Origin of the sequence: Tahibacter harae (assembly GCF_024437735.1) — a bacterium.
In the GTDB taxonomy this organism is placed as follows: domain Bacteria; phylum Pseudomonadota; class Gammaproteobacteria; order Xanthomonadales; family Rhodanobacteraceae; genus Tahibacter; species Tahibacter harae.
The window spans coordinates 1-26,530 of the sequence record NZ_JANFQO010000032.1 but is presented as its reverse complement, the minus strand read 5'-3'; the positions used below and the strand labels follow the sequence as shown (position 1 = coordinate 26,530).

Genomic DNA, 26,530 nt, shown 5'->3' with positions numbered 1-26,530 from the left:
GAGGGGAGTTCATGTCGTACCCAGTGCGTTACCGTTCCAGACTGCTGACCGCCGCCCTGCTCGGCGCAGTGCTTCTGCCGGCCTCGGCCGGCGCCGATGAAGGCATGCGCGCCGGCGCCCGCAGCAGCGGCGCAGGCAAGTCCGCCGCGGTCGAATCCGTGGCCCGCCTGCCACACCGCCTGCAGGCGCAGCACGTGACCGCGGCGCAGCGCGCGCCGCAGTCCTCGCTCAAGCAAATCCACCGTTCCGACTACGACCTGCAGGACGCCGGCGCGCTCAAGCTCGCACGTCCTTCCGAAGCCTTCGGCGGCCTCAAGGCCGCCTGCGACAGCAATCAGTTCGGCAGCCTCAGCGGCACCGCGCTGGTGAACGCGCTGAAGGCCGTCGATACCGACTGCGTCAACAGCCTGTTCAATCTTTCCGGCAACAGCGCCTATTCGACTTTCCGCGAAGCGCAGATGGTCACCGTGGCCAATGCGCTGCAGAGCACCGCGGCCAGCTACAACGGCACCAACAGCAGCGGCGCCCTGCAGCTGATCCTGTTCCTGCGCGCCGGCTACTACGTGCAGTATTACGATTCGGCCACGGTCGGCGCGTACGGCACCAGCCTGCGCAACGCGATCCGCCCGGCGCTGGATGCTTTCGCCGCCAATGCCAACTTCGGCCTGGTCAATGACGCCCACGGCGAGATCCTGGCCGAGTTCGTCACCCTGATCGACAGCTCCAGCGAGAACGCGCGCTATCTGCCCGTGGTCAAGCGCCTGCTCGACAACTACGACAACGCGCGCTACTCGCCCTACTTCTGGATGAAGTCGGCGGTGAACAATGCCTTCACCGTACTGTTCCGCGGCCACTACGACAGCGCCTTCGTCAGCCTGGTGCAGTCCGACACGTCCATCGTCGACACGCTGTACAACTTCGCCAACCGCAACTTCAGCCTGCTCGGCGGCGACGAGAGCTACCTGGTCTCCAACGCCGGCCGCGAACTCGGCCGCTTCCTGCAGTACACCGGCAGCCTGCAGACCCTGGCCCGCTCGCGCGCCAAGACCCTGCTCGACCGCAGTTCGGTCACCGGCAACACCGCCTCGCTGTGGGTCGGCATCGGCGAGATGGTCGATTACTACGACAAGGCCAACTGCAGCTACTACAACCTGTGCGACTTCCAGACCCGCCTGGAAGCCTCGGTGCTGCCCATCACCTACAACTGCAGCAGCACCCTGCGCCTGCGCGTGCAGTCCATGACCCAGGCCGAGATCAACACTGCCTGCGCCACCGTCGCCGGCCAGGAAACCTATTTCCACCAGCAGGTCGCCAGCAACAACACGCCGGTGGCCAACGACAACAACAGCGCGCTGGAAATGGTCGTGTTCAACAGCAGCAGCGACTACGGCACCTACGCCGGCGCGCTGTTCGGCATCGATACCAACAACGGCGGCATGTACCTCGAAGGCAACCCGGCCGCGGCCGGCAACCAGGCACGCTTCATCGCCTACGAGGCGGAATGGCTGCTGCCCAGCTTCGAGATCTGGAACCTCACCCACGAATACGTGCACTACCTCGACGGCCGCTTCAACATGTACGGCGACTTCTCCGCCGCCATGGCGCAGAAGACGGTGTGGTGGGTGGAAGGCTTCGCCGAATACATGTCCTACAGCTACCGCAACCAAACCTATACCGGCGCGGTGAACCAGGCCGCTGCGGGAACCTACCCGATCAGCACCATCTTCCAGAACGACTACAACAGCGGCACCACGCGGGTATACAACTGGGGCTACCTGGCGGTGCGCTTCATGTTCGAGAAGCACCGCGCCGACGTGAGTTCCATCCTGGGCTATTTCCGTCCGGGCAACTACAGCGGCTACGCCAGCTTCATGAACGGCCTGGGCACGCGCTATGACACCGAGTTCCGCAGCTTCCTCACCTGCGTCGCCAATCCGTCCAGCAGCGGCTGCGGCGGCGGCAGCAACGTGCCGCCGGTGGCAAACTTCAGCTTCGTCGCCAACGGCCTGAGCGTGAACTTCAGCGACGGCTCCAGCGACAGCGACGGCAATATCGCCTCGCGCAGCTGGAACTTCGGCGACGGCACCAGTTCCACCGCCACCAACCCGAGCAAGACCTACAGCACGGCCGGCACCTACGCGGTCAGCCTCAGCGTGACCGACAACGCCGGCGCCAGCCACAGCGTGTCGCGCAATGTGACGGTGACGGGCGGCGGCGGCGGCAGTACCGAGCTGCAGAACGGCGTGGCCAAGACCAACCTGAGCGCTGCAGCCAACGCCACGCTCGGCTTCACCTTCGACGTGCCGGCCGGCGCGACCAACCTGCGCTTCGTCATGAGCGGCGGCAGCGGCGATGCCGACATGTACGTGCGCTTCGGCAGCGCGCCGACCACCTCGACCTACGACTGCCGTCCGTACGTCAGCGGCAACAGCGAGACCTGCACCATCAGCACCGTGCAGGCCGGCCGCTACCACGTCATGCTCAACGGCTACTCCGCCTTCTCCGGCGTGAGCCTGACCGCGAGCTACACGCCGCCGTCGACCAACCAGCCGCCGACGGCGAACTTCACCTTCAGCGCCAACGGTCTTGCCGTCAGCTTCAGCGACGCGTCCAGCGACAGTGACGGCAACATCGTCTCGCGCAGCTGGAACTTCGGCGATGGCAGCAGCTCCACCGCGACCAGCCCGTCCAAGACCTATGCCAGCGCCGGCAGCTACACCGTTACCCTGACCGTCACCGACAACGGCGGCGCCAGCCGCAGCGTCAGCAAGACCGTGACCGTCAGCGGCGGCAGCACCCTGCCGGAATGCAGCGGCAGCGATGCCCGCGTGCTGGCGCAGAACTGCAAGCGCAGCAACATCAGCGCGAGCCAGGGCAACTACGCCTACTTCTATCTGAACCTGCCGGCCGGCGTGAGCCAGCTGCGGATCAAGACCAGCGGCGGCACCGGCGATGCCAACCTGTATGCCAACAGCGCGACCTGGGCCACCACCAGTGCCTACCAGCAGCGCTCGGTCAACAGCGGCAACGGCGAGACCCTGACCATCAACAACCCGCCCGCCGGCTATTTCTACATCAGCCTGCATGCGGCCAGCGCGTTCAGCGGCGTCACCATCAGTACTGAGTACTGAGTCCCAGGCACTGCCGCCAGCCCCCGTGGCGGCAGTGTTCCCTCTGGGCCAGGGATGGCCCGTTTGGGCGGGGATTCGATTCAAGATTCGGAACCGGATCAGGCTGCGCCGGCCGGATCGGAATACCGCTGCAACGGCGGCAGCATCCGCGCGACCTAGCGCGGGGCCCGCTCTGCGCCGCGCTCCGCCTTGAGCTTTTCCAGCACCTCCTGCTCGAACGCCTTGCCCGCCTCGCGCGCGGCAGCTTCGTCGCCGGCCTGCAGCAGCCCCTGCTCCAGCGCTGCGCCCAGCACCGCCTGCGGCGCCACCACGACCTGCGCGGTCTGGTCCTCGCTGAACAGCAACAGCATGCGCTTGGCGCTGCCGCGGTCGCGCAACAGCGCATTGCCCAGGCGCAGCACGGCGTCGACGTCGTACCAGTCGCCGTAGTTGCGCGCGGTCACGCTCCAGCGCTTGCCGTCGGCATAGGCATGCAGCTGGTACGGCGCCTCAGCCTGGTCGCCGTCTTCCGTGGGCGGAATTTCCTGGAACAGCACGCCGGCCAGATCGTCGCCCGCCGCCGCGGCCAGCTGGCGCAGCAGGCCGTCGTGTTCGTTCGGGAACATGCCGGTCTCCACATCGAACCAGACGCACAGACCGGCCGCCTGCAACAGCGCGGCGGCGTCGGCGTATTCCTCCTCGACCTCACTCCAGTCGATCTTCTCGCGCAGATCGCCGAAGCCGGCCTGCTCCAGTCCGGCGCGCAGCTTCTCCAGCTTGGGCGAATCCGGCTGCGGCGCCCGCGGCGCCGGTTGCGCCGGCGGCGTCGATGGCGCTGCCGGCTGCGCCTGCGCCAGTTCCGCCGGCGGCGCCATGGCGCGCACGCGCACGCCGTCGCCCGGCAGGCGCTTGGGCTTGGCGGGCTTGGCCGCCTCGCCGCTGGCCGGCGCCGCGGGTTCGGGCGGACGGTCGCAGGCTGTCAGCGCCAGTGCGGCGAACAAGATCCATGGGCGCATCGGCAACTCCTGGTTTCGTGGGTACGCGATGCTAGTCGGAACCGGCGCGGCAGGGTCGGAATCCGCGGAAGAACCTGACGCAACGGCTGCAGAAACCGGCCCCGGCGCGGCGAGTGCCGCGGCACAACGGCCGCCGGCCGCGGGCCCGCGGCCCGGCCGGAGCCGATCCAGTATCATCCGCCGCCCGTCCTTGTTACCCGCCGCGCCCATGACCGCCACTCTCCCCGCCTGCGCGGACCTCGTCGTGATCGGCGGCGGCCCGGCCGGACTCATGGCCGCCGAGGCCGCGCGCAGCGCCGGCGCGAAGGTGCACCTGTTCGACGCGATGGGCTCGGTCGGACGCAAGTTCCTGATCGCCGGCAAGGGCGGGCTCAACCTCACCCACTCCGAACCCTTTGTGGATTTTGTCGCACGCTTCGGCGCGCGTGCGGACGCCGTGCGGCACTGGCTGCTGCCATTCGACGCCGACGCCCTGCGCGCCTGGGCGCGCGGTCTGGGCGTGGAAACCTTTGTCGGCAGCTCCGGCCGCGTATTCCCGGCGGATCTCAAGGCCGCGCCGCTGCTGCGCGGCTGGGTGCGCCGGCTGCGCGAACAGGGCGTGACTTTCCACGTGCAGCAACGCTTCACCGGCTGGGATGCGCAGGGCCGTCTGCTGCTGCGCGGCCGCGACGGTGCGACGCAGGCACTGGCGGCCCGCGCCTGCGTGCTGGCGCTGGGCGGCGCGAGCTGGCCGGTGCTGGGTTCCGACGGCGAATGGGTCGCGCCGCTGGCCGCGCATGGTGTCGACATGGCACCGCTGCAGCCGTCCAATTGCGGCTTCGACGTGGATTGGACGGCGCATTTCGCCACGCGCCACGCCGGCCAGCCGCTCAAGCCCGTCGCGCTGGAATGGCTGCGCCAAGACGGCAGCCGCGAAAGCCGCCAGGGCGAATTCGTCATCACCGCCGGCGGCGTCGAGGGCAGCCTGATCTATGCGGCCTCGGCCGATCTGCGCGAAGCAATCGCGCGCGATGGCGGCGTGGAAATCCGGCTCGATCTCGCCCCCGGCCACGCCGCCGCGGCGTTGCAGCAGGCCCTGGCCCGGCCGCGCGGCCGCCGCTCGCTCAGCGAACACCTGCGCCGCCAGGCCGGCATCGAGGGCGTCAAGGCTGGCCTGCTCTACGAAGTGCTGCAGAAATCACAAATGGAAGATGCGGCAAATCTCGCCGCCGCGATCAAGTCCCTGCCGCTGCGCCTGCTGCGTCCGCGCCCCGTCGCCGAGGCCATCAGCAGCGCCGGCGGCGTACGCCTGGAGGCGCTGGACGAAAACCTGATGCTGCGCGCCCTGCCCGGTGTGTTCTGCGCCGGCGAGATGCTGGACTGGGAAGCGCCCACCGGCGGCTATCTGCTGACCGCGAGCATGGCCAGCGGGCGCATCGCCGGCCTGGCCGCGGCGCGCTGGCTGCAACACGGCACCGACGCCGGGCCGGGCTGAGAACCTGGCGCGCGCCAGACGCCCTGCCCTTCGTTGTCATTCCTGACGCCAGCGTGCCCTGGACGCGGCATGCCACGCAGCCGGCGGGCACGGCAGCAGCTCCGCGACAAAATTCCGTTTGCCTGCACCGGCTTGGAGCGGCAACTTGCACGCATTCCTGCATGACAGCGCCGATCCTGCTGAATTGGCGCCAGAGTTTCTTTCCTGCACCGCAACAAGAATCCGGGACTGTGACCGCCTGCTCAAGTCCACTTCGACATGTTGTTGACAACGTTGTCAATGGCGCGCACTGTACGCCCGGCGTCGGGCTGGCGGCGGTAGCCGCCGACAGGGATGCGCCGCGCAAGCGGCAGTTGGCCGGCGGGGATCGCCGGACAGGATGAAGCCACGACGCTGCGGCGAAGTCCGCGCATCCGGCGTCGCGTTTTCCACAACGCGCGCATTCACGGAAGAAATCTCCCCGGCGCACAGCGCACCGGCGGACGCAGGGACCGGACCGGGTCCGGATCCCACGGCGGCAATGCGGGGGCGTTGCCAGCCGGGACACGGATGCTGAAAAAAGTACTTTGCCGCAGTCGATACACTCGGGGAGGGTGTATCGGTACTGCCGTTGCAGCCGGCCCGGCTTCGCCTAGCGGAGCGCGCCGGCCGGGCGGGGCTTTCGTCCTCGCAGTCCGGTTCCGCGCCTGGCGCGGCTGCCGAGCCATGTGCGCCGGTCCCTGAAGCCGGTGCCGTCGACTGCGCCGCACGCAGGCACCGCCATGCAAGGCGACCGCGCCGCTCCCCGGTTTCGCTCTCCGCACTTCCTCTCGCAACGGAGTAAAGGACATGCGCTTCCGATCGGCTTTAACTTCCATCGTCACACTCGTCCTGGCCGGCAGCAGCTGGTCGGCCCTGGCCCAGACCGCCAATTGCAGCGGCGTTGCCGCCTGGAGCCAGTCGGCGATCTACAGCCCCGGCGACAAGATGGTCTACCAGAACCGTCTGTACCAGGCCAACGTACCCATCTGGAATGCACCGCCCACGCATTGCCCCAGCTGCGGCTGGTATGCGGACCTCGGCGCCTGCGGCACCGGCCAGACCGACATCACGCCGCCCAGCGTGCCGGCCAACCTGGCCGCGCCCTCCAGCACCAGCAGCTCGATCACGCTGACCTGGTCGGCCTCCACCGACAACACCGGCGGCAGCGGCGTGGCCGGCTACGACGTCTACCGCAACGGCGGCATCGTCGGCAGCCCCACCGCGACCACCTTCACCGACACCGGCCTCAGCGCCAGCACCAGCTACAGCTACACCGTGCGCGCCCGCGACGTGGCCACCAACGCCTCGGCCCAGTCGGCCGCGATCAGCGCCAGCACCACGGGCAATGGCACCTGCACCACGATTCCATCGGTGCCGTCCGGCCTCGCCTCGCCGGCGCAGACGACCACCAGCATCAGCCTGGGCTGGGGCAACGTCGCCGCCGGCCCGAACTGCACGGTGAAATACCGCGTATTCCGCGGCGGTGTGCAGCAGGGTGAGTCCACCACCAACAGCTTCACCAACAACGGCCTCGCGCCCGACACCGCCTACAGCTTCACCGTAGCCGCCGTCAGCGAAGCCGGCGCCTCGGCGCAGAGCGCGCCGATCACCGCGCGCACCAAGCAGATCATCGTCGGCGGCAGCAAGAACGTGATCGGCTACTTCGCCCAGTGGGGCATCTACGGCCGCAACTACCGCGTCAAGAACATCGATACCAGCAACACCGCGGCCAAGCTCACCCACATCAACTACGCCTTCGGCAATGTGCGCAACAACCGCTGCCAGGTCGGCGTGACCATTCCGACCAACGAATCCACCGGCGAGGGCGGCGATGCGTTCGCCGACTACACCAAGTCCTTCCAGGCCGGCGAAAGCGTGGACGGCGTCGGCGATACCTGGGACCAGCCGCTGCGCGGCAACTGGAACCAGCTCAAGAAGCTCAAGGCCAAGTATCCCAACCTCAAGGTGCTGATCTCGCTCGGCGGCTGGACCTGGTCGCGCGGCTTCTCCAGCGCGGCGCGGCCGGAAAACCGCCAGGCCTTCGTGGCTTCGTGCATCGACGCCTACATCCGCGGCAACCTGCCGCAGACCGACGGCGCCGGCGGCCCTGGCGCGGCGGCGGGCGTGTTCGACGGCATAGACCTGGACTGGGAATACCCCGTGGCTTGCGGCATCGCCTGCGGCGCGCCGGAAGACAATGCCAACTTCACTGCGCTGCTGGCCGAGTTCCGCCGCCAGCTCGATCTGGTGCGTCCGGGCCTGCTGCTGACCATCGCCGCCGGTGCCGGCGTGGACAAGATCCGCGTCACCGATCCGGGCACCTACCACCAGTACCTCGACTACATCAACGTGATGACCTACGACTTCCACGGCACCTGGGATCCGCAGACCAATCACCACTCGCCGCTGTACGGCTCGCCGGCCGATCCCTCCACCGGCGACCAACGCTCGTACAACACCCACGATGCGCTGCAGGCCTTCCGCACCCGCGGCGTGCCGGCGGCCAAGCTGAACCTGGGCATCGGCTTCTACGGCCGCGGCTGGACCAACGTGTCCTCGGCCAACAACGGCCTGTACCAGAGCGGCAGCGCGGCGCCGGGCACGTATGAAGCCGGCAACGAGGACTACAAGGTGCTCAAGACCAAGTCCGGCAGCCACTTCACCGACGCCACCGCGCGCGCCCACTGGCTGCTCAGCGGCAACCAGTTCTGGAGCTACGACGATCCGGCCCTGGTGTTCGAGAAGATGCAGTACGTGAAGAACCAGGGACTGGGCGGCGCCTTCTTCTGGGAATTCAGCGGCGACGATGCGCAGGGCTCCATGGCCCAGGCGATCAAGGACGGTCTGCAGTGATGGCGTGAATCCGCACGGCTGACAGCGGATGGACGGCGGCGCGGTATTCGCGCCGCCGTTTTTCCCGCGAACATCCGGATCGGTCGCCAGCGCAGGGAGCCCGGCGGTGGCATCGCCAGGTGCGTGCAATCAGCAGAATCGATGGGCGTAGCCGCTGTGTACGGCCCGCGGACACAACAGCCGAAAAATCCAATCTTCCATCTTTCAGGAAAACCCGCCGCGACACCACTCCGCGGCGACGGCGCTCATTTCCCGGGCCGACCCCAGCGCCAGCTTGCTCTTGATGCTCTCGCGGAATGACTCGACAGTCTTCACGCTAATGCCCATCTGCGCGGCGATTTCCGAGGTGCCGAACCCCTTGCCCACGGCGACGAAGACCTCCATCTCGCGCGCAGACAGGTTCGGTTTCGGCGGCCGCAGCGACAGCCGCGTGGCACAACTGCGACACAGCTTGTGCTTGCTGTCCATCGCCGGCAGACGGCAATGGGAAACCGCGTCGATCAGAGGCAGGTAGGTCCCGGCTGGCGACAGATAGCTGAAATAACCGCAAGCCACCTGCGCCGTCTCCTCCGCGATCATGCCCAGGTGCTGCCTGGAGCCGAATGCGACCAGGCGTGTCCGGATCTCACCCTCGTGCAAGAGCTGCTCGAACGCCGGCACCCACTCCGGCGCACTGATCACGATTTCGGGCGCCAGCTTCTGCAGAATGGCCAAACCCTGGTTCAACGAATGGGTAGTGGCCAGAACGTGCAGTTCGGAACGCGACGACAGCCCGACGACCAGGCCTACCGCCGCCAGTTCGGAAGGAACGGTGATGAGGATGCTGACCTCGCGACGTTTATGGCACATGCGCGCAACCTTGTTTCGCCGCCCCGCCGAGGCGTTTTGTCATGCCGTAGCGCATGGAAAACCAAAACAAATGTGACCATCGATCCGGACTTGGCATAAATCCCCGTATACCCGATGTTTATTGTCATGCGAACCGGGGGATCCCCCATGGCAAGCCAACCACCTACTGCCTATGCTGAGGTCATGCTGCTGGAGCGTAGCGTTGAGTTGCCCTGGAACCGGTCATGCAGGACTTGAGCGACGGCACAGCATCGCACGACTGCATCACCACCACGTTGGAACGGACTGCGCAATCTACTGCGCAGTCTCACCGGAACCGCTGCAGCAGCCTCTTCAGGGGGAGGACAGGATGCTCGGGATTGAAGCGCTCAGTGACGGCGCGGCGGCGGAACCGCCCGCGGTGGCGGCTGTACACGACGATGCAACCCAGCCGTATGCCGGACACCTGCAAGCCTTCTTCGCAACCTCGCCCGCCATGGAGCTGGTCAGCCTGTGCTATGTGGACGGGCGTCCGCTGGCGACCATCGGCGAGGCTTCGCGGGATCAGGCCGAGCGGGTTGCCGCGATGGCCAGTTCCTTTCTGGCACTCAGCGAGACGTTCTCCAAGGAGACGTCGCACGGCCGCTGTTCCTACGCGACTATCACATCGGCCCATGGCCTGATCGTGGCCGTGCGTGTTCCATCGCCCAGGCCGCTATACGTCCTGTGCGCTGCGGCCAGCCGCAGCGACAACCTGGCGATGGTGCTGCGCCGCACCCTGGACTGCGCGGAATCGCTGGCCAGCGTCCTTGCGTAAACCCTCAGTTTGTTTTTCCAGAGCAGCTACGTGACCGGGCGTCCCGCCGCTGTGTCGATTCGTCATCCAACAACCGGAACCCACGTCATGGCAAAAATCAGTCTAGAAGCCCTGCGCAGCATCGACGGCTACGTCGCCTCTGCGTTGGTCGACAGTGAAAGCGGCATGCTGCTGGCCGGCGACGGCAGCGGCATCAATCTCGAACTGGCCGCGGCCGGCAACACCGAAGTCATCCGCGCCAAACGCAAGGTCGCCGGCTCCCTGAAATTGAACGACACCATCGAAGACGTCCTGATCAGCCTGGCCAAGCAGTACCACCTGCTGCGTCCGCTGGAATCCAACCAGAAGCTGTTCCTCTATGTGGTGCTGGATCGGGCAAAAGCTAATCTCGCCATGGCACGGCATGAACTGCGCTCGTTCGAGAAAGCCATCGATTTCTCCTGACGGCGACGGCTTCCTGCCTGGTTCCCCGCGGCGACGACTTCGGCCATCCCTCATCAAAACGTCCCCATGCGCATCGACCTCCGAACTGCGGCGCTGACCGATCCGGAAGACCAGAAGGTGAGGCTGGCAGCGAACCTGCTGGGCGCTGTACGCATCGAAGCGAAACTGTCGCCCTGGGACGGCACGCGCTGCGATGTCGTCGTCGTCAACGCCGACGACGCCTACGGCAGGCGGGTGATGGAGCTGGCGCAGAAGCGCGGCATCGGCCTCGTCGCCTACGCCGCGCAGCCCATCCATTTCGCGCTGTCGACGCAACGCCACGTAGCGGAAGGCACCGCGGCGTCCCTGGTATCCGCGCTGCGCGGCGTGATCGATGCCGCCAGGAAGCCGGATTCCCCGGCACGCCCCGGCACCAGCGCGCCCGCGCCCCTGCCCGGCCACACCAGCGATGTTTCCGCCCTGCTGGAGCTGACCCACGACAGCTGGCGCGGACGCGACATTGATGCCGACATAGCCGGCCGCCGCATCAGCATCCGCGCCTCGCGCGGGCGCGTGACCGCGGCGACGCTCAGCGACATGCTGGCGGCACGCGACGCGCTGGGCGAGCGCGCGGAAACCCATGCGTTCACCGCCGTCGCCGAGCGTCATCCGGGCATCGGTGAAATCTCCTGGAGCCTCGATGCCTTCCTGGTCGACGGCGCCCTGCGCTGCAGACATCAGCTGCCGGCCTTCGCCGGCAGCACCTACGCCCTGCGTGACTTTCCGGATCTGGGCAGCACGCGGGAAACCCTTACGCCGCTGCGCATCGCCAATTGGCTGCAGCAGCGGCCCGGCTGCGTGAAGGAACGCGCCGCAAAAGCCGGCATCAGCGCCGACGAGGTGAATGCCTGCCTTTGGGCGTTCCGTGCCAGCAATCTGCTCGTCATCGATGAGCCGCCAGCCGCGGCGACGCCGCCAGCCGCACAGGCGGCGCGTGTTGCCAGACCGTTGCTGAGCAAGCTGGCAGCGCGTTTCGGGCTGGCTTGGTGAAGCCTGCTGCTGGCCACAGCGCTCTCTGCGACGATGCTATGCAGACGGCACTCCGTTCGCTCAGCTGATGAACGCAAGCAGCATCGACCGCAACACAGCCAGTCGCCATCATGCCAAGGATTCCACAGGAAATTCATGCTGGACCAGACCTGCATCGACGCCGCGTCGTCAACGAAACTGGTGTTCGTCGGCCCGGTGGGCGCCGGCAAGACCACGGCCATCACCTCGATCGCGGACTCGCCGCCCGTTTCCACCGACATGCCCCTCAGCGGCCCCACCCGCGGCGACAAGACATCGACTACGGTGGCGCTGGATTTCGCCACCGTGCGCATCGAGGGCGGCCACAGCGTCTTTCTCTATGGCTGCCCGGGCCAGGACCATTTCGAGTTTATGCGGCCCATCCTGCTCCGCGGCGCGCTGGGCGCGGTCATCGTGCTGGATGGCTCCGATCCCGACGTCGTTACGCACTGCGGCTACTGGGCGCGCACCGTCGCCGACTTCGATGCGGCCTTGCCCATGGTGATCGGCATCACGCGCACCGAAGAGGTGCCGGAATTCGATCTGATCACCGTGCGCAAGGCCATGCGCGCGCAGGGCATCACGCCACCGGTATTCACCTTCGACGCGCGCAACCCGCAGCAGACGACACAGCTGGTGCGCGCGCTGCTGCTGATGCTGGAGTGACTGACGCAACGCATCGCTGGAAAATTTCCACAAGAGTTCAAGGCCCCGTGGCTGCAGCACACAGGGCATGTCGCCTGCCCCACGCGCAGCACGGTCGGCGCCACGATTGCGGCCGCAGCACACAATCTATTGCATGATGTAAGCGCGGCCAGCTTCACGATGGGGGCCGCAGCGCACACGACATGTCGCATGCCGCACCCGCGGCGCGCTCAGCGTCGCGATTTCAGTTGCCGCACGCGCGGCATGCCGCCAGGACCAGGAACACCGGCAATCCGCACCCGTTGCGACAGCGCTGCGCCGTCTCCCGTACAGCCAGTGCCTGCCTTGTTCAATCCGCAGCAACAGAAACCTGTCCCTCGCCCGCCGCAAACCGCTGCTGCAGCTTGCGCAGTGCCACCGCCGTCTCGCGGCGGATGCGGAAGCGCCCGAACAGCGCATCCACCAGCCGCAGCCACAGCGGCTTCACCGAATACTCCAGCGTGCGGGTGAACACGGTGCCATCGCCGCTGGCGGCAAAGTCGTAGCGCAGGCGCACGCGGCTGCCGTCGGCCATGCGCGCCTCGCCTTCCCAATACTGCGGCCGTACCGCTGCGGCCACTCGCCAGTGCAGGCGGCGGCGAAAACCGGCGGTGCGTATGTTTTCCTCGAAGGTCGCTCCCGCCGGCTGGGACATGCGGCTGTCGGGCACCGTGCCCAGCGAAGCCGCATGCCATTCGTGCCAGCAGGCCGGTACGGTGAGGTAGTCATAGGCCTGCGGCGGCGTGGCGGCGAGCAGGGTCTGGCTGGTGTGCGAGGGCATGGCGGGCTCCGGAAGCGGACGATGGAAATCACGGCGATTTCAGGGCTGTGCGGGATGGCAATACGCGCCCCGGGAAGAAAAGCCGCGCCAGCACGGGCCGACACGCGCACGACAGGGCGAACCGACAGTGATGTGTCGCATCAAGGCAGGCGGCGATCTTCAGGCTCCCAGTGCAGCGTGCCGTGCAGCCAGTCCATCAGCGGGAATACGAGGTTGAAATTGCGCGTCTGCATCAGGTCGCGGCGGTGGTGCAGCTGGTGCAGCCGGCGCATATGCCGTATCCACGGCAGCCGCGCCAGCGGATGTGTCGCCGGCAGGTGTTCGCAGGCGTGGAAAATCTCGTAGCTCAGATAACCACCAAGCAAAGTCGCGCACAGCAGCGCGGCAACGTTGACGCTGAACTGCGCCAGCACCCAGTACAGCGGCGCCAGCCCGGCGCAGAACAGCAGGATCAGCCACGCCGGGAAAAAGATCACGCGCCAGTCGCACGCCTGCTCGTAGGGCATGCGCGTATCGACAAAGAAACTGTGGTGATCGCCGGTATGGCGCTTGTAGAACAGCGCGCCGAGACGATGCTTGTGATGGCCGTAACGGCGATGCACCGTGTACTCGCCCCAGTTGAACACCAGCAGGCCCAGCGGAATCGCCAGCCATTCCCAGGCCTGCACCGCCTGCAGCCGGCTTGCAAAAAAGGCCAGCGCGGCCACGCCGGCTGCCAGCACGAAACCGCCGTGCAGCCAGGCGCTGTACCAGCGGTGGATGGTGGCGCGGTAGCGCGTGCGGAAAGCTTCGGTATCGTGCTTCATCGGTTGCAGGACCTGCAGACGGCAATCCACTTCGGACGGCGCACCGCGCGACACCAGCCCGCGCAACGCGGTGCGACGGCGGCTTCGGCCACAGCGGAAAGCTGTCCTTCCTCGTTGCCATCGCGGATCGCATGATGCGCCGCGCTGCGCCGGGCCGCATTGACAGCGGCGGGGCACGACATTGACATTTCACGCCAACCGGCCGGCGAGACAGGCTCGTGACAGCGGCACCATGAGACAGGCCGGCACGCCGGCCACGTTCCGCTGCATCACCCACCCTGCTCCCGCAGCCTCCGCGCGCGTCGCGCTAGCGCCTTGCCAGCATTACCGTGGCCTGCAATCCACCGCCCTCCCGGTTGCTCAGGCTCAGTCCCGCCCCCAGCGCCTGCGCAAGCTGCTGCGCGATGGCCAGCCCCAGGCCGGTGCCGCCGGTGCTGCGCGAACGCGACGGTTCCAGCCGGTGGAACGGCTGCAGTACGGCGGCGAGCTGGTCGTCGGGAATGCCCGGACCGCGATCCAGCACATCGATGCAGGCAGTGCCGGCTTCGTCCACGCGCAGCCGCGCCTGGGCGCTGCCCGCATGGCTCAAGGCGTTGTCGATCAGGTTCTGCAGCACACGGCGCAGCACTTCCGGATGGGTGCTGTGCAGCGCGCTGGGGCCGTCGGCCAGCTGCACCGCCTTGCCGGCATCCTGGTAGTCCGCCACGAGGCTCTCCAGGAAGCTGCGCAGGTCGAGCCGCAGCGCCGGTCCGGTGGCCACAGTCGCGCTGCGCGCATAGCTGAGCCCATCGCGCACCAGCTGGCTGATCTGGTCGATATCGGCCAGAAGCTTGTCCTGCGCCGCCGAGGCCTCCCACGCCTCCACGCGCAGGCGCAGCCGGGTGATCGGCGTCTGCAGGTCATGCGAGATGGCGGCCAGGATCTGCGTGCGTTCGGCGACATGGGCGGCGACGCGGGATTGCAGCCGGTTCAGCGCCTGCGCGGCCATGACGACTTCGGCCGGACCATCCTGCGCGACCGGCGCGCCCTGGCCGGCCAGGTCCATCTGCTCGGCCGCCGTGGCCAGCCGCGCCAGCGGCCGCGTTGCCAGGCGCACCGCCATGCCGGCGCACGCCGACAGCAGCAGCCCCTGCAGCGCCAGCACCCACGGCAGCCAGGTCGCCAGCGGCATCGGCGCCGGCGTCACTTCGATGGTGACCGGCGCACCGTCCTTCAACCGGAGTTCCACCTCGTAGCGCTCCGGCCGCGCCGAGACGGCGCGCGCGCGCAGGCTGTAGCGATGATCCAGCGCCTCATCGATCAGCATGGTCACCTGGTGCGCGCGCGTACTCGTCAGCGGCATGCCTTCCTGCCCCGCCCGCAGCAGGTAGCGATAAGTGCGCCGCTCCAGGCGCGGAATCCACGCAGCGCGCTGCTGCGCCGGCAGGCTCTCCAGCAGGGCCACGCTGACGGGCACATCCTCGTACAGGTTGCGCAGCATCATCGTGCGCGTGGCATCCATGCGTTCGGCGAACAGCAGCGCGAACGCCAGTGCGTAGGCCAGCAGCAAGCCGGCGCCGAGGATCAGCAGCAGACGCGCGCGCAGCGTGCGCGGCAGCAGGCGCTGGAGCAACGGTGATCTGGCCGCCGTATTCATGCGTCGTCGCCCAGCAGCACTACCGCCTGGCTGAAGACGTAGCCTTCGCTGCGCACGGTCTTGATATAGCTCTGTTCGCGCGCGCCGTCGCCCAGGCGCTGGCGCAGACGGCTGACCAGCAGGTCGATGGAGCGGTCGAAGGCCTCGGCATCGCGCCCCTGGGTGAGGTTCAGCAGCTGGTCGCGGCTGAGCACGCGCTGGGGGTGATCGATGAACACGCGCAACAGCCGGAATTCGGCGCCGCTCAGCGGATAGGCCGTGCCTTCCGCATCGAGCAGATGGCGCGCCGTGGTGTCCAGGCGCCAGTCGCCGAAGCGGATCAGCCGGCTGGCCTCGGAAACCTGCAGATTCGGCGGCAGCATGCGCGCGCGCCGGATCACGGCGGTGATCCGCGCCAGCAGCTCGCGTGACGAAAACGGCTTGGTGACGTAATCGTCGGCGCCCATTTCCAGGCCGACGATGCGGTCGGTTTCATCGTCCCGCGCGGTGAGCAGTATGACCGGCACGGCGCGATGCCGGCCGGCGCGCAGGTTGCGGCACAGCGTCAGCCCATCCTCGCCGGGCATCATCACATCGAGCACGATCAGGTCGATATCGCTGGTATCCAGCGCCGCGCGCATCTCGCGCCCGTCCGCGGCCAGGCTGGTGCGCAGCCCGTTGCGCCGCAGGTAGTCACCGACCATCTGGCGGATTTCGCGATCGTCGTCGACGACGAGGATGTGATCGGCTTGGCTGGTCATGAAAGCTCCGGGTGTCGGATCGCGGCGGAGGCTGGCCCGCTGCGGCGGATGGTAGCGCCTGTGCCGCCGGCGCCGGTCCATTGGACGCCGGCGCGGTATCCGGCCGGTGTCGGCCGCGCGCGGCTTTGTATCGCACTGTATCCGCGGGCCGGTTTGCGCGATTGGCTGACAAATCCCCGGCGCGGGCGACACGTCGCCGATACCGGCCGGGCGCGCAATAGCGCCAACCCCGGCACCTCCGCCGGCCCCGCTGAAGGACACGCTCATGACTACGGCAGAAACCCGCAGGACCGCTCGCGCTGCCTCTGCGTTTCCGGTCCCGCAGACCCTGCGCCGGCTGGCGCGCTTGATCGCCGCGGGCGGCCTGCTGCTGAGCAGTGTCGCCTGCGCCGCGGCATCCGCTACCACCGCCGCGTCACTGCCGCCGGCGCTGCAGGCCGACAGGCAGGTCGACGCCGGGGACCTGCGCATCGGCTACGCGGAACTCGGCCCGGCCGATGGCGAGGCGATTATCCTGCTGCACGGCTGGCCCTACGACATCAACAGCTATGCCGCCGTCGCGCCGCAACTGGCCGCACGCGGCTACCGGGTCATCGTTCCGCATCTGCGCGGCTACGGCAGCACCCGGTTCCTTTCTGCACAAACGCCGCGCAACGGCCAGCCCGCCGCGCTCGCCAGCGATGTCGTGGCACTGATGGATGCGCTGGAGATCCGCCGCGCCACCTTGGCCGGCTACGACTGGGGCGCGCGTTCGGCCGACATTGTCGCCGCGCTGTGGCCCGAGCGCGTCAAGGCGCTGGTATCGGTCAGCGGCTATCTGATCGGCAGCCAGGAAGCGAATCGCAAGCCGCTGCCGCCCGCGGCGGAGCTGCAGTGGTGGTACCAGTTCTACTTCGCCACGGAGCGCGGCCAGGCCGGCTATGCGCAGTACACGCACGACTTCGCGCGCACGATCTGGCAGCTGGCTTCGCCGCAATGGAAGTTCGACGACGCCAGCTTCGAACGCAGCGCCGCGGCGCTGGACAACCCGGACCATGTCGCCATCGTGATCCACAACTACCGTTGGCGTCTCGGCCTGGCCGACGGCGAGCCCAAATATGCCGCGCTGGAGCAACGCCTCGCCGCCGCGCCGCTGATCACGGTGCCGACTATCACCATCGAAGGCGATGCGAACGGCGCGCCGCATCCCAGGCCCGAAGCCTACGCGAACAAGTTCACCGGCAAGTACCAGCACCGCATCTTCCGCGGCGGCATCGGCCACAACCCGCCGCAGGAAGCACCGGCCGAGTTCGTCCAGGCCGTGCTCGACGCCATCCAGCTGTAAGCCATCCACCCACTACGCGCCATAGCGGCGCGGCTTCCTCTGCATCACACCACCCACACCGCAACCGGAGCGTTTCCATGAACACCCTCGACAGCGTCCTCTACACCGGCAAGACCCACACCACCGGCGGCCGCGAAGGCCACGCCCGCAGCAACGACGGCCAGCTCGATATCGCGCTGTCCACGCCCGGCAGCGGCCGCAACGGCACCAACCCGGAACAGCTGTTCGCCGCAGGCTGGTCCGCCTGCTTCCAGGGTGCGATGGGAATTGCGGCGCGCAAGCTGCGCATCACCCTGCCGGCGGCGGCCGCAATCGACGCGGAAGTCGATCTCGGCAAAGCCGGCGAGGCCTACCAGCTGCAGGCGCGGCTCAATGTCTCGCTGCCGGGACTGGATCCGCAGCAGGCGCAGGCCATCGTCGACGAGGCGCACCTTACCTGCCCCTACTCCAGGGCCACACGCGGCAATATCGACGTCGTGATCCGTCTGCTCTGAACAGCACTGCCGCGATCTGGCACAGCGCGTCCACCGTTGTGCTGCGCCGCCCGCCCTGCCGCGGCATCCATGCAATCGGCCGGCCGCTGCGCCGGTCGACTTCCCTGGCATTCGCAAGGAATCCATCGTCATGAGAACGATCACTTCGTTGACCGCGCTGCTGGCAACCTGCCTTCTCGCCAGCGCCTGCTCATCATCGCAGCAAGCAACGGCCGCACCCGCGGGCCAGTCTGCGCCAACACTCACGGCCGCCCCCGAATTCACCGGCATAGCCCACTGGCTCAACAGCCCGCCGCTGCGCCTGAGCGCACTGCGCGGCAAGGTAGTGCTGGTCGAGTTCTGGACCTACTCGTGCATCAACTGCATCCACGTGATGCCCCAGCTCAAGCAATGGCATGCGGCCTATCGCGACCAGGGTCTCGTCATCGTCGGCGTGCATACGCCCGAATACCCCGAGGAAACGGCGACGGACAAGGTGCAGGCCGCGATCGAACGCTTCGGCATCACTTATCCGGTCGCCCAGGACAACGCCTACGCGACCTGGAATGCCTATGGCAACCGCTACTGGCCGGCGCTGTACCTGATCGACGCGCAAGGACGCATCGCCTACCACCATATCGGCGAAGGCCGTTATGCGGAGACGGAAGCTATGATTCGTTCGCTGCTTGAGGCGGCTTCAAAAAACGGCTGAGGCGCAGGCGGCTGGCGCGGAGCGCCGCGCCGCAGCGATGCGGGCTGGCGCCGTCGACTGTGCACAAACACGCACAGCCGCGCAGGCCCGCGGCACGGCCTTTCTGGCTCAAATGCCGCGCTGCGATGGACTGTCGGCCAAGGCGCCGGCACCCGCGGCGGCGGCGCGAAGGAATGGCGGGCCCTTCAGCCACGGCGCCGCGCAGCACCGCCGACCGGCACGCGGGAAATAGCCTCAGCCGGTGTGCTGCGCCAGCCCGATCGATGCATTGACATTCCCCGCGCGGCACACTTAGCTGCGCCATGCTCGATCCGCGCACCGTCTCCAACACCTATGTCCGCACCGTGCTGGCCGTACTCCAGGCCAGAGGCGTGGACACGGACCGCCTGCTCGCACAGCTGGGCCTGGAGGCCGCGACGCTGGACGATCCCAACGGCCGCAGCGCACCCGAGACCGTGCACCGCCTCTGGCAACACGGCCTGGCCCTGACCGGCGACCCGCTGCTGGGCCTGGCCGTGGCCGAAGCTGCCCGCCCGACCACTTTCCGCGCCCTGGGCCTGGCCGCCATGACCAGCGCGACGCTGCAGGCGGCACTGGCACTGATGCTGCGCTATTACCGCCTGGTCAGCGAATCCGGCACGCTGGAAGCGCAGCCGCTGCCGGGCGGCGACGCGGCCATCGTCTACACCGAGCAATTGCAACGCCTGCGGCTTTTTCCACAACAGGTGGAAGCCATCGTCGGCGGCATCCTGGTCATGGCCCGCGGCCTGGCGGAACGTCCGCTGGTACCGGTGCAGGTGACGCTGCGGCATGCACCACAAGGCCCGCTCCCGGCCTACCGGCGCCTGTTCGGCAGCGAAGTGCAGTTCAATGCCGGCGCCAACCAGCTGCGCCTGCCCGGCGCCGAACTCACGCGCCGCCTGCCGCATTCGGATCCCGATCTGCACCGGGTGCATTGCCAGCTGCTGGACCAGCAACTCGGCGCCCTGCCCCGCGCCGGCTCGATCAGCGCCTACGCCCGCCAATGGCTGGCCTCGCGGATCAGCGGCGCAATGCGCGTCGAAGACCTGGCCCAGGCCCTGGGCATGAGCCTGCGCGCCCTGCAGCGGCAGCTGCACCAGGAAAACCAGAGCTGGACCGCGCTGGTCGACACGGCAAGGCGCGACGCACTGCAGCAGCTGCTGCGCGACGGCGTGCCGCTGCAGGAAGCGGCACGACGCATGAGGTATCACGATGCGAGCAGTCTCAGCCGGGCGGCCAGGCGGTGGTTTGGCAAGACGCCGGGAGAGTGGCAACGATCGGATGGCTAGTCTGCGAGGCTAGACAGACAACCGGTGGCGCACGACGGCCAGGCAATTGTTCCGGCAGATCGCGTGCCGACACAGCGCCGCGTTACGCGGGACTCCTTCGGCCGAACGCAGAGAATTGCCCTCTACCGCAGGATGCATCGGCGCGCCGCGCGAATCGCGCACCGATATGACGTCCGCCTGGACAGCAGGAAATTTCTGCCATGAGCATCGGAAATTTCCGAGGCCCGGTAAAAAAGCCCGTCCTGGCGCGGACCAGGGGAACAGCACCCCGTCGATATGCCAATTCCCCGGTGGCACCGCCGGCAGCGGATTGCTACGCTCGTTCCATTCTGTAATTTACGCTTTTATCCAACACCATCTTTTACCCGCTGCAAATTGACTTGCCGGCTTACGAACGGACTCGCCATGAACCGCACCCTGAACGTCACCACGCCCCTGGGCCCCGAAGTATTGCGCTTCGACAGCCTGCAGGGACGGGAATCGCTGTCGCAGCTGTTCGATTTCCAGCTCACGCTGACGAGCGAGGAAAAGGGCCTGGCGGCGCCCGCGCTGCTGGGCCAGCCGATCACGGTGGATTTCGAGTTGGAAGGCGGCGCGCGGCGCTATCTCAACGGCCAGTGCGTGCATTTCCGCTCGGCCGGCAGAGCCGGGCGGCGGCATCTGTACGTGGCGCAGCTCAAACCCTGGCTGTGGTATGCGACGCGGCGCAGCGACTACCGCATCTTCCAGCAGATGACGACACCCGACATCGTCAAGCAGGTGCTGGCGATGTACCCGTTCCAGACCAAGTGGCTGCTGTCGCGCAGCTACCGCAAGTGGAACTACTGCGTGCAGTACCGCGAGACCGATGCGAATTTCGTGCAGCGCCTGCTGGAACACGAAGGCATCTGGTACTGGTTCGAGCATTCGGCCGGCGAGCATACACTGGTGATGACGGACGACATCGGCCTGGCCACGCCGTATCCGGGCTATGCCACGATCCCTTTCTATCCGCAGGATGTGTCGGTCCCCGACAAGGATCATTTCAACGGCTGGGCCGCCGGCGGCAATGTGCAGAGCGGCAAGTACGCCGCGCGCGACTACAACTTCGTGATGCCGAGTGCGGACCTGACCACTCAGCGCGCACAGCCCGCCGGCCATCCGCACGCGAGCTACGACATTTTTGATTACCCCGGCAGCTACCCGACGCTCGGCGAAGGCGACCCGTACGCCCGCGTGCGCCTGGAAGAACTGCAATCCAGCCATCTGCGCAGCTTCTCCCAGGGCCGCGCACGCGGCGTCGCGCCGGGCCGGCTGTTCACGCTGGAGAAGCACGCCGTCGGTGACTACAACAAGGAATATTTGGTCGTCGGCGCCGAATACGATTTCAGCGACAACGACTACGAGGCGACCGAGGACAGCGGCGAGCACCGCCTGACGATTGCGGCGGAAGTGCATCCGACCGACCAGCCGTACCGGCCGGAACGGCGCACACCCAAGCCGCATACGATGGGTCCGGAATCCGCCGTGGTCACCGGCCCCGCCGGCCAGGAGATCTACACCAACGAACACGGCCAGGTGAAGGTGCAGTTCCACTGGGACCGCTACGGCAAGAAGGATGAAAATTCCTCGTGCTGGATCCGCGTATCGCATCCCTGGGCCGGCACCGGCTTCGGCGGCGTGCATATCCCGCGCATCGGCCAGGAAGTGCTGGTCGATCACCTGAACGGCGACCCGGATCAGCCCATCATCGTCGGCCGCGTCTACAACACGAACAACCCGCATCCCTGGGGCCTGCCGGCCAATGCCACGCAGTCGGGCTTCCTCACGCGCAGTTCCATGGGCGCGACCTGGCAGAACGCCAACGCACTGCGCTTCGAGGACAAGAAGGGCGAGGAACAGGTCTGGCTGCACGCCGAGAAGAACCAGGACATCGAAGTCGAGAACGACGAGACACACTGGGTCGGCCACGACCGCACCAAGACCATCGACCACGATGAAACCGTGCATGTGAAGCACGACCGCACGGAAACCGTCGATCACAACGAAACCATCACGGTGCACAACGACCGCAGCGAGCGCGTCGACCATAACGAGAAAATCAGCATCGGCGACAACCGCAGCGAGGACGTCGGCAAGAACGAGACCGTCAGCATCGGCAACAACCAGACCCACAGCGTCGGCGACAACCGCACGCGCCGCGTCGGCAAGAACGAATCACTGACCATCGGCAGCAGCCGCACCAAGAAAGTCGGCAAGAACGAGAGCGACAAGATCGGCAAGAGCTGGTCGATCAAGGTCGGCAAGTTCAAGACGGAAACGATTGGCATGGCGTCCATGCAGAATGTCGGGCTGGGCAAGATGACCACTGTCGGTATGGCCTATATGCGTACGGTCGGCATGATGATGACCAGCCAGGTGGGCACTGATCGTACAGACACCATTGGCAACAATCACACCGCCAAGGTTGGGAGCGTTTACAAGCTGCTCGTCGGGCCCGGTAGCGCACAGGACGGTCGGGGCGCGCAGGCCATGAGCATTGTTGCGCCTAGTGGTGGTGCTGCGAAAAAAGAATCCAGCGGCTCAAGTATCAGCATGGATAAAGATACGATCGTGCTGCAGGCAGGCCCTTCCAAGGTCGTCATTACACCGGATGGAATATTTCTCGACGGGCCTGATATCCACCTAAAAGCGGCGAAAACGGTCAACGCCGATGCTCCCGATGATGTTCATCTCAACAGCGGTACAGCCTTGGCCGCCCCGGCGCTCGAATCTCAGAGCGACGCAAGCGAGCAATGATCGACAATCGTAGCGGTATGCCTGTTGCGTGGTTCCGCAAAGCTGGGCCATCCGGCGCGCTTTTCGATGTGCTCGCCATTCGCGGCACGTATGTGTTTAGCGCCGAAAGTGAGGCGGTTTCCTGCGTCTCGCACGATTCCGCGATTTTGCCGGGCGACGAATACGACGGCGAGGGCGCTTCGCCATTGCGAACCACTGTTCGGCGCGAAGGTGACCTCGTCATCTACAAGCCTGCGACAGATATCCATGTCGTCGGTACAGCGCGGCAGGCAAAAGCTGCACGAAAGTGGTTTGCGGGCGTTGCTGTCGGCGATCTGCGCAAAGTCCTGCAATTGCATGGCCCGCGCGAGTTCCGACTCGGTATCTGGGATTGGAGATTGGGGGAGGCAGAGCCTACCAATGTGGTCGAACTCAACTATCGCGCCGCTTTCGGTGGCTGCTTCGCGGCCGCAGCAAGCGATGGCGGCGCCCGATTCATCTACAAACCGGACAATCCCGCCGGTTGCGGATGGATTCCCGACGCAAGCGCGCTTGCTCGACTGGACAAGCACGCGCGCCGATCCATCGAGAATCAGTTAAATGCGCTTGTGCGTTTTCCTGCGCCGCAGATAGATGCCGTCGATTCACCCATAAAACACCCCCGGCAACGCTCCGCCGTTCAAGGATTCGGTCCGCTCGCCCGCTGGACTTGGCCACGTTCGCGTCATCTCGGCACTCGCGATGCGGCATGGCGCGCCACACGGCATCCGGCCTATCCGGGCGACTTCAGCCCGCGCTATTTCCAAAGTGCGCATCCGGATCTCATCTATTCAGGCTATTTGAGCGGCGACGAACCCGTCGTGCTGATGGGTATGCTGCCCATGGGAGGAGTCCGGTTCCGCCTTCCCGGCCGAACCCTGCGCATCCTGGCGCGGCGGAACGACAACACACGCGAAATCGCAGTTCCCGCGCTGGACACGCTATGTATCGACCTGGATCAGCAAAGGGTATCACTGACTTGGCGTGCGGTTTTCGCCCGTGACAATCCCGTCCGCGAACTGCTGGTGGCCAGCACAAAAGGCGAACATACTGCACCGACTCCCTGTATCTTGGCTGGAGCCTGGTCATGAGCGACGTGCTCACGCTTCCCACGGTCACGTCGATGACCGGCGTGGTGCACATCACACCTGACCAAACATTATGGAACATCCGAACTTTTGCCGGTAGCGACCGCCTGCTTATCGAGCGCTCCGCCTATTCGGCGGTGGCTATTGACGGCTCAAACGAGGTTCCGCTGCGCGATTGGTCCCCAACGTATGCCGAATACGAACAGTATCGCAAGGATAACCCCGGCTTAGACCTGCCGCACATAGAAAAACCAGACGAAAAGCCCGCTACGCAAGCTTCTCGCCACATCGCCAACGCAACCACCTGGCGAGCCGAATGTGTCGATCCCGACTGGTGCGACGTGAACGGAACGCCGATTGCGTTCGACAGCTACGCCGAAATCGAGCAGGAAAAGCTGGCGTCACCCAATGTAAAAGCTCAGGGTGTTCCTGTGTACCGGCAAGGCGACATGCATCAAGGAATCAAAGCCGATGCCGGTGCCCATGTTGTATCAAGGACGTCGCAAGCGACTGGATTCGTAAAGATCGTCCAGGGCCAGAGCAACGTCAAGGTCAACGGACTTCCTGTTGCGCGGCATGAGAGCGAGTGCCTGATCAATTGCGATGCGAATGGCCTTGGCGGAACCGCTGGATTGCTCCGCACCGACATCAAGACGATGTTTCGTCAGAAGACGCAAGAAGAACTTGCTATAGAAATGAAGTATTTTGACGAAGCACGTCGAAATGCGGATGAGCGTGCAGCGGAAACTCAGCGCGAGCTTGATGAGGTTCGCCGTGAATTGAGCGAAACTACGCTCCTCCTGGATTGGACACGGCGTAGGCAGATCAAGGAGCGTATCGCCCGGCTCGAGACGCAGATGCGCGTGCGCGGCAGCGATGCGTTGTACTACCGCGACCAGGCTGCACACGCTTTTGCCATGGCCTATCCCGAGGCGGCTGCCGGGCCTACCATGAGCGCGGCGCTGTCATGGAATGAGCGGCGTGAAACCGAATTACGCACGCACGAATCGCGACGACAATTGGAGCGTGCCTTGCTAGGTCCGGTGATTGGTGCGCCAGGGAATACTGTAGAAGCCATGGGAGCCACTGCGCAGGTTGTAGACTGGGTCAATGCAACGGCGCTCGACACGGCTGGCGTTGGCAAGGGCATGGGAAATCCGGGGAGTCAACGCTCTATCGGCCCTCCGCGAGGTTTCAGGCCGCCTCACCGGCCGCCGATCAAGCCGCAGGGCATATTCATCAGGCCCCACGAACGCGACATTAGGCGGTTCGATGAGCTTGCACGAGACCCGGCACACAATGGCGCCATCTCGCCAAAGACCTGGCGCGAAGCGGAGGTTGGGATGGAAATGGAGGCAAGAGGCGACCTCAAGTTCCCAATTCGGAGAGATCCGCGTCCTAATGGTGGCGAGTTCATCGATCGTGATGGTGTGGTTTGGGACATTAAAGGGTTTAATTCGAGCTTCAAGACTGGATTCAAACTGGAGAAAGCGGTCGAAGCAATTTCACGCGAAGTTGGCCGAGGTGAGAATGTGATTATTGACACGGCCAGAATGTCAGCCGAACACGTTAGCCAACTTCGGCACGCTATTGATAAAGCCGGACTATCGGGAAATGTTAAATGGTATCCTTGACAAATGTAGGGGATTCAACCCTGATGGATGGATTGCGTTCTCACGGAGATTGGGCCGCCTCATCGGAAGCAATGGGGTCAAAGCTTGAGCTGGTCGGCATTATATTCGATGGGGCGTTATTTGGTTCGGATATCAGCTTTGACTCCATTGTTCTATCGGAGTGCACTTTCAACCGCTGTTTGTTTGCTAGTTCTGATTTTTACGCAGCATTCATGGCGTCGGGAAAATTCTATTATTGCGAATTTTCCGGCGCCATTTTTAGGAAGGCTAGTATCAATAACTGCGTTTTCGAAAATTGCCGGTTCGATGCAGTTGATTTCAGCAAAGCTGATTTGTCGGACTCCGTTTTTGTCAATTGCTTGATATCACGATGCTTTTTTCTTCGCGCTTTCATGAGCGGCGCCAGATTCGTCGGCTGCACGATTGAGGGCGCTGATACGTTCGCCGACAGCGATACCGACACTGCCGAATTCTCCGGTGTACATTTTGTCACTTAATCTGCGCGCCTAAACGTTGGGCTTGGCCATGCGCAGCCATGGCAGTTGGTAACGCCACCTGCTACCGATCGTCGTTCGGCCCCACCAGCCAGTCTGATAGCCCACGCACGTCAGAATAGTTGTCGCTCTGATGAACTTTCACCATGAGGTACGAAGGGCCTGATCACGTGGTTCGATACGGACAAGCGTTCAAAGATCGGCTGGTAGCGAGGTTGCTGCCGCCGGAAAGTGCGGCAGTGGAAGTGGTGTCTCAGGAGGCGGTAACCTCGGCAGAGACGATGGAGCGTCCAGTGCCGCTGCGGCCGTCGTCGCCTTGCCGCTGCGCGAGAGCTGCCAACCCAATAACTGGCGGGTGTAGCAATCGATCACCAGCGCCAGTACCAGCCAACCGTCATGCCCACCCCAGACGCGACACAGATCCGTCGCCCAGCGTTCGTCC

General features: G+C 65.8%; 21 protein-coding genes and 2 pseudogenes. 16 read left to right on the top strand and 7 right to left on the bottom strand.

Annotated elements, in window-relative coordinates:
* Positions 1-11 precede the first annotated feature (11 nt).
* Positions 12-3,131, top strand: coding sequence for a collagenase (locus NM961_RS24075; RefSeq protein WP_305119315.1), 3,120 nt, complete (start codon positions 12-14; stop codon positions 3,129-3,131).
* 155 nt (positions 3,132-3,286) lie between these two features.
* On the opposite strand, the gene NM961_RS22525 is transcribed toward NM961_RS24075, so the two are convergent.
* Positions 3,287-4,126 (bottom strand): hypothetical protein, encoded by an 840-nt coding sequence (locus NM961_RS22525; RefSeq protein ID WP_255916687.1) that lies wholly within the window; start codon positions 4,124-4,126, stop codon positions 3,287-3,289.
* A 208-nt stretch (positions 4,127-4,334) separates the two neighbouring features.
* On the opposite strand from NM961_RS22525, the gene NM961_RS22520 reads away from it, so the two are divergent.
* The 3 genes and pseudogenes from NM961_RS22520 (at position 4,335) to NM961_RS24235 (ending at position 8,474) form a co-directional block, all read left to right on the top strand.
* Positions 4,335-5,600, top strand: a complete 1,266-nt coding sequence (locus tag NM961_RS22520) for a TIGR03862 family flavoprotein (RefSeq protein WP_255916686.1) — start codon at positions 4,335-4,337, stop codon at positions 5,598-5,600.
* An 828-nt stretch (positions 5,601-6,428) separates the two neighbouring features.
* Positions 6,429-6,932: pseudogene (locus tag NM961_RS24405) on the top strand (fibronectin type III domain-containing protein); the annotation flags it as partial.
* Positions 6,912-8,474 (top strand): glycosyl hydrolase family 18 protein, encoded by a 1,563-nt coding sequence (locus tag NM961_RS24235; protein WP_439334241.1) that lies wholly within the window; start codon positions 6,912-6,914, stop codon positions 8,472-8,474. The pseudogene NM961_RS24405 and the gene NM961_RS24235, both read left to right, overlap by 21 nt.
* Before the next feature lie 204 nt (positions 8,475-8,678).
* Here the strand turns inward: NM961_RS24235 and NM961_RS22510 are convergent, their stop codons facing one another.
* Positions 8,679-9,323, bottom strand: a complete 645-nt coding sequence (locus NM961_RS22510) for a helix-turn-helix transcriptional regulator (protein WP_255916685.1) — start codon at positions 9,321-9,323, stop codon at positions 8,679-8,681.
* A gap of 349 nt (positions 9,324-9,672) precedes the next feature.
* Here NM961_RS22510 and NM961_RS22505 point away from each other — a divergent pair, with 349 nt between their 5' ends.
* The 4 genes from NM961_RS22505 (at position 9,673) to NM961_RS22490 (ending at position 12,276) form a co-directional block, all read left to right on the top strand.
* Positions 9,673-10,119, top strand: coding sequence for a roadblock/LC7 domain-containing protein (locus NM961_RS22505; protein WP_255916684.1), 447 nt, complete (start codon positions 9,673-9,675; stop codon positions 10,117-10,119).
* An 87-nt stretch (positions 10,120-10,206) separates the two neighbouring features.
* Positions 10,207-10,563: a roadblock/LC7 domain-containing protein gene (locus NM961_RS22500; protein ID WP_255916683.1), complete on the top strand. Its 357-nt coding sequence runs from the start codon at positions 10,207-10,209 to the stop codon at positions 10,561-10,563.
* 66 nt (positions 10,564-10,629) lie between these two features.
* Positions 10,630-11,592 (top strand): hypothetical protein, encoded by a 963-nt coding sequence (locus NM961_RS22495; protein ID WP_255916682.1) that lies wholly within the window; start codon positions 10,630-10,632, stop codon positions 11,590-11,592.
* Positions 11,593-11,727: 135 nt separating this feature from the next.
* A complete protein-coding gene (locus tag NM961_RS22490; RefSeq protein WP_255916681.1) occupies positions 11,728-12,276 on the top strand; it encodes a GTP-binding protein in 549 nt (182 codons plus the stop codon).
* Positions 12,277-12,604: 328 nt separating this feature from the next.
* Here NM961_RS22490 and NM961_RS22485 read toward each other — a convergent pair whose 3' ends face one another.
* The 4 genes from NM961_RS22485 to NM961_RS22470 all read right to left on the bottom strand — a co-directional run bounded on the left by NM961_RS22485 (position 12,605) and on the right by NM961_RS22470 (position 16,257).
* Complete coding sequence (locus NM961_RS22485) at positions 12,605-13,075, bottom strand: SRPBCC family protein (protein WP_255916680.1); 471 nt, start codon at positions 13,073-13,075, stop codon at positions 12,605-12,607.
* A 140-nt stretch (positions 13,076-13,215) separates the two neighbouring features.
* Positions 13,216-13,881, bottom strand: a complete 666-nt coding sequence (locus tag NM961_RS22480) for a sterol desaturase family protein (protein WP_255916679.1) — start codon at positions 13,879-13,881, stop codon at positions 13,216-13,218.
* A 307-nt stretch (positions 13,882-14,188) separates the two neighbouring features.
* Positions 14,189-15,517, bottom strand: a complete 1,329-nt coding sequence (locus NM961_RS22475) for a sensor histidine kinase (protein ID WP_255916678.1) — start codon at positions 15,515-15,517, stop codon at positions 14,189-14,191.
* A complete protein-coding gene (locus NM961_RS22470) occupies positions 15,514-16,257 on the bottom strand; it encodes a response regulator (protein WP_255916677.1) in 744 nt (247 codons plus the stop codon). Before NM961_RS22470 ends, NM961_RS22475 begins: the two co-directional genes overlap by 4 nt.
* Before the next feature lie 265 nt (positions 16,258-16,522).
* Here NM961_RS22470 and NM961_RS22465 point away from each other — a divergent pair, with 265 nt between their 5' ends.
* From NM961_RS22465 to NM961_RS22430, 8 genes are all read left to right on the top strand, one after another.
* Positions 16,523-17,581 carry an alpha/beta fold hydrolase gene (locus NM961_RS22465; RefSeq protein WP_255916676.1) on the top strand — a complete coding sequence of 353 codons (1,059 nt, stop codon included), beginning with the start codon at positions 16,523-16,525 and terminating at the stop codon, positions 17,579-17,581.
* 77 nt (positions 17,582-17,658) lie between these two features.
* Positions 17,659-18,075 (top strand): organic hydroperoxide resistance protein, encoded by a 417-nt coding sequence (locus NM961_RS22460; protein ID WP_255916675.1) that lies wholly within the window; start codon positions 17,659-17,661, stop codon positions 18,073-18,075.
* A gap of 130 nt (positions 18,076-18,205) precedes the next feature.
* Positions 18,206-18,766 carry a thioredoxin family protein gene (locus NM961_RS22455; protein WP_255916674.1) on the top strand — a complete coding sequence of 187 codons (561 nt, stop codon included), beginning with the start codon at positions 18,206-18,208 and terminating at the stop codon, positions 18,764-18,766.
* Positions 18,767-19,068: 302 nt separating this feature from the next.
* Positions 19,069-20,076 carry an AraC family transcriptional regulator gene (locus tag NM961_RS22450; RefSeq protein ID WP_255916673.1) on the top strand — a complete coding sequence of 336 codons (1,008 nt, stop codon included), beginning with the start codon at positions 19,069-19,071 and terminating at the stop codon, positions 20,074-20,076.
* Between the two features lie 405 nt (positions 20,077-20,481).
* Entirely contained in the window at positions 20,482-22,854 is a 2,373-nt protein-coding gene (locus NM961_RS22445; RefSeq protein ID WP_255916672.1) for a type VI secretion system Vgr family protein, read from the top strand.
* On the top strand, positions 22,851-23,963 hold the full coding sequence (locus tag NM961_RS22440) for a DUF2169 family type VI secretion system accessory protein (protein WP_255916671.1): 1,113 nt from the start codon (positions 22,851-22,853) through the stop codon (positions 23,961-23,963). Before NM961_RS22445 ends, NM961_RS22440 begins: the two co-directional genes overlap by 4 nt.
* Positions 23,960-25,594, top strand: coding sequence for a PAAR domain-containing protein (locus tag NM961_RS22435; RefSeq protein WP_255916670.1), 1,635 nt, complete (start codon positions 23,960-23,962; stop codon positions 25,592-25,594). The genes NM961_RS22440 and NM961_RS22435 overlap by 4 nt, the downstream gene beginning before the upstream one ends.
* A gap of 23 nt (positions 25,595-25,617) precedes the next feature.
* Complete coding sequence (locus NM961_RS22430; RefSeq protein WP_255916669.1) at positions 25,618-26,091, top strand: pentapeptide repeat-containing protein; 474 nt, start codon at positions 25,618-25,620, stop codon at positions 26,089-26,091.
* A gap of 189 nt (positions 26,092-26,280) precedes the next feature.
* On the opposite strand, the pseudogene NM961_RS22425 reads toward NM961_RS22430, so the two are convergent.
* Positions 26,281-26,530 (bottom strand): annotated as a pseudogene (locus tag NM961_RS22425) (hypothetical protein); the annotation flags it as partial.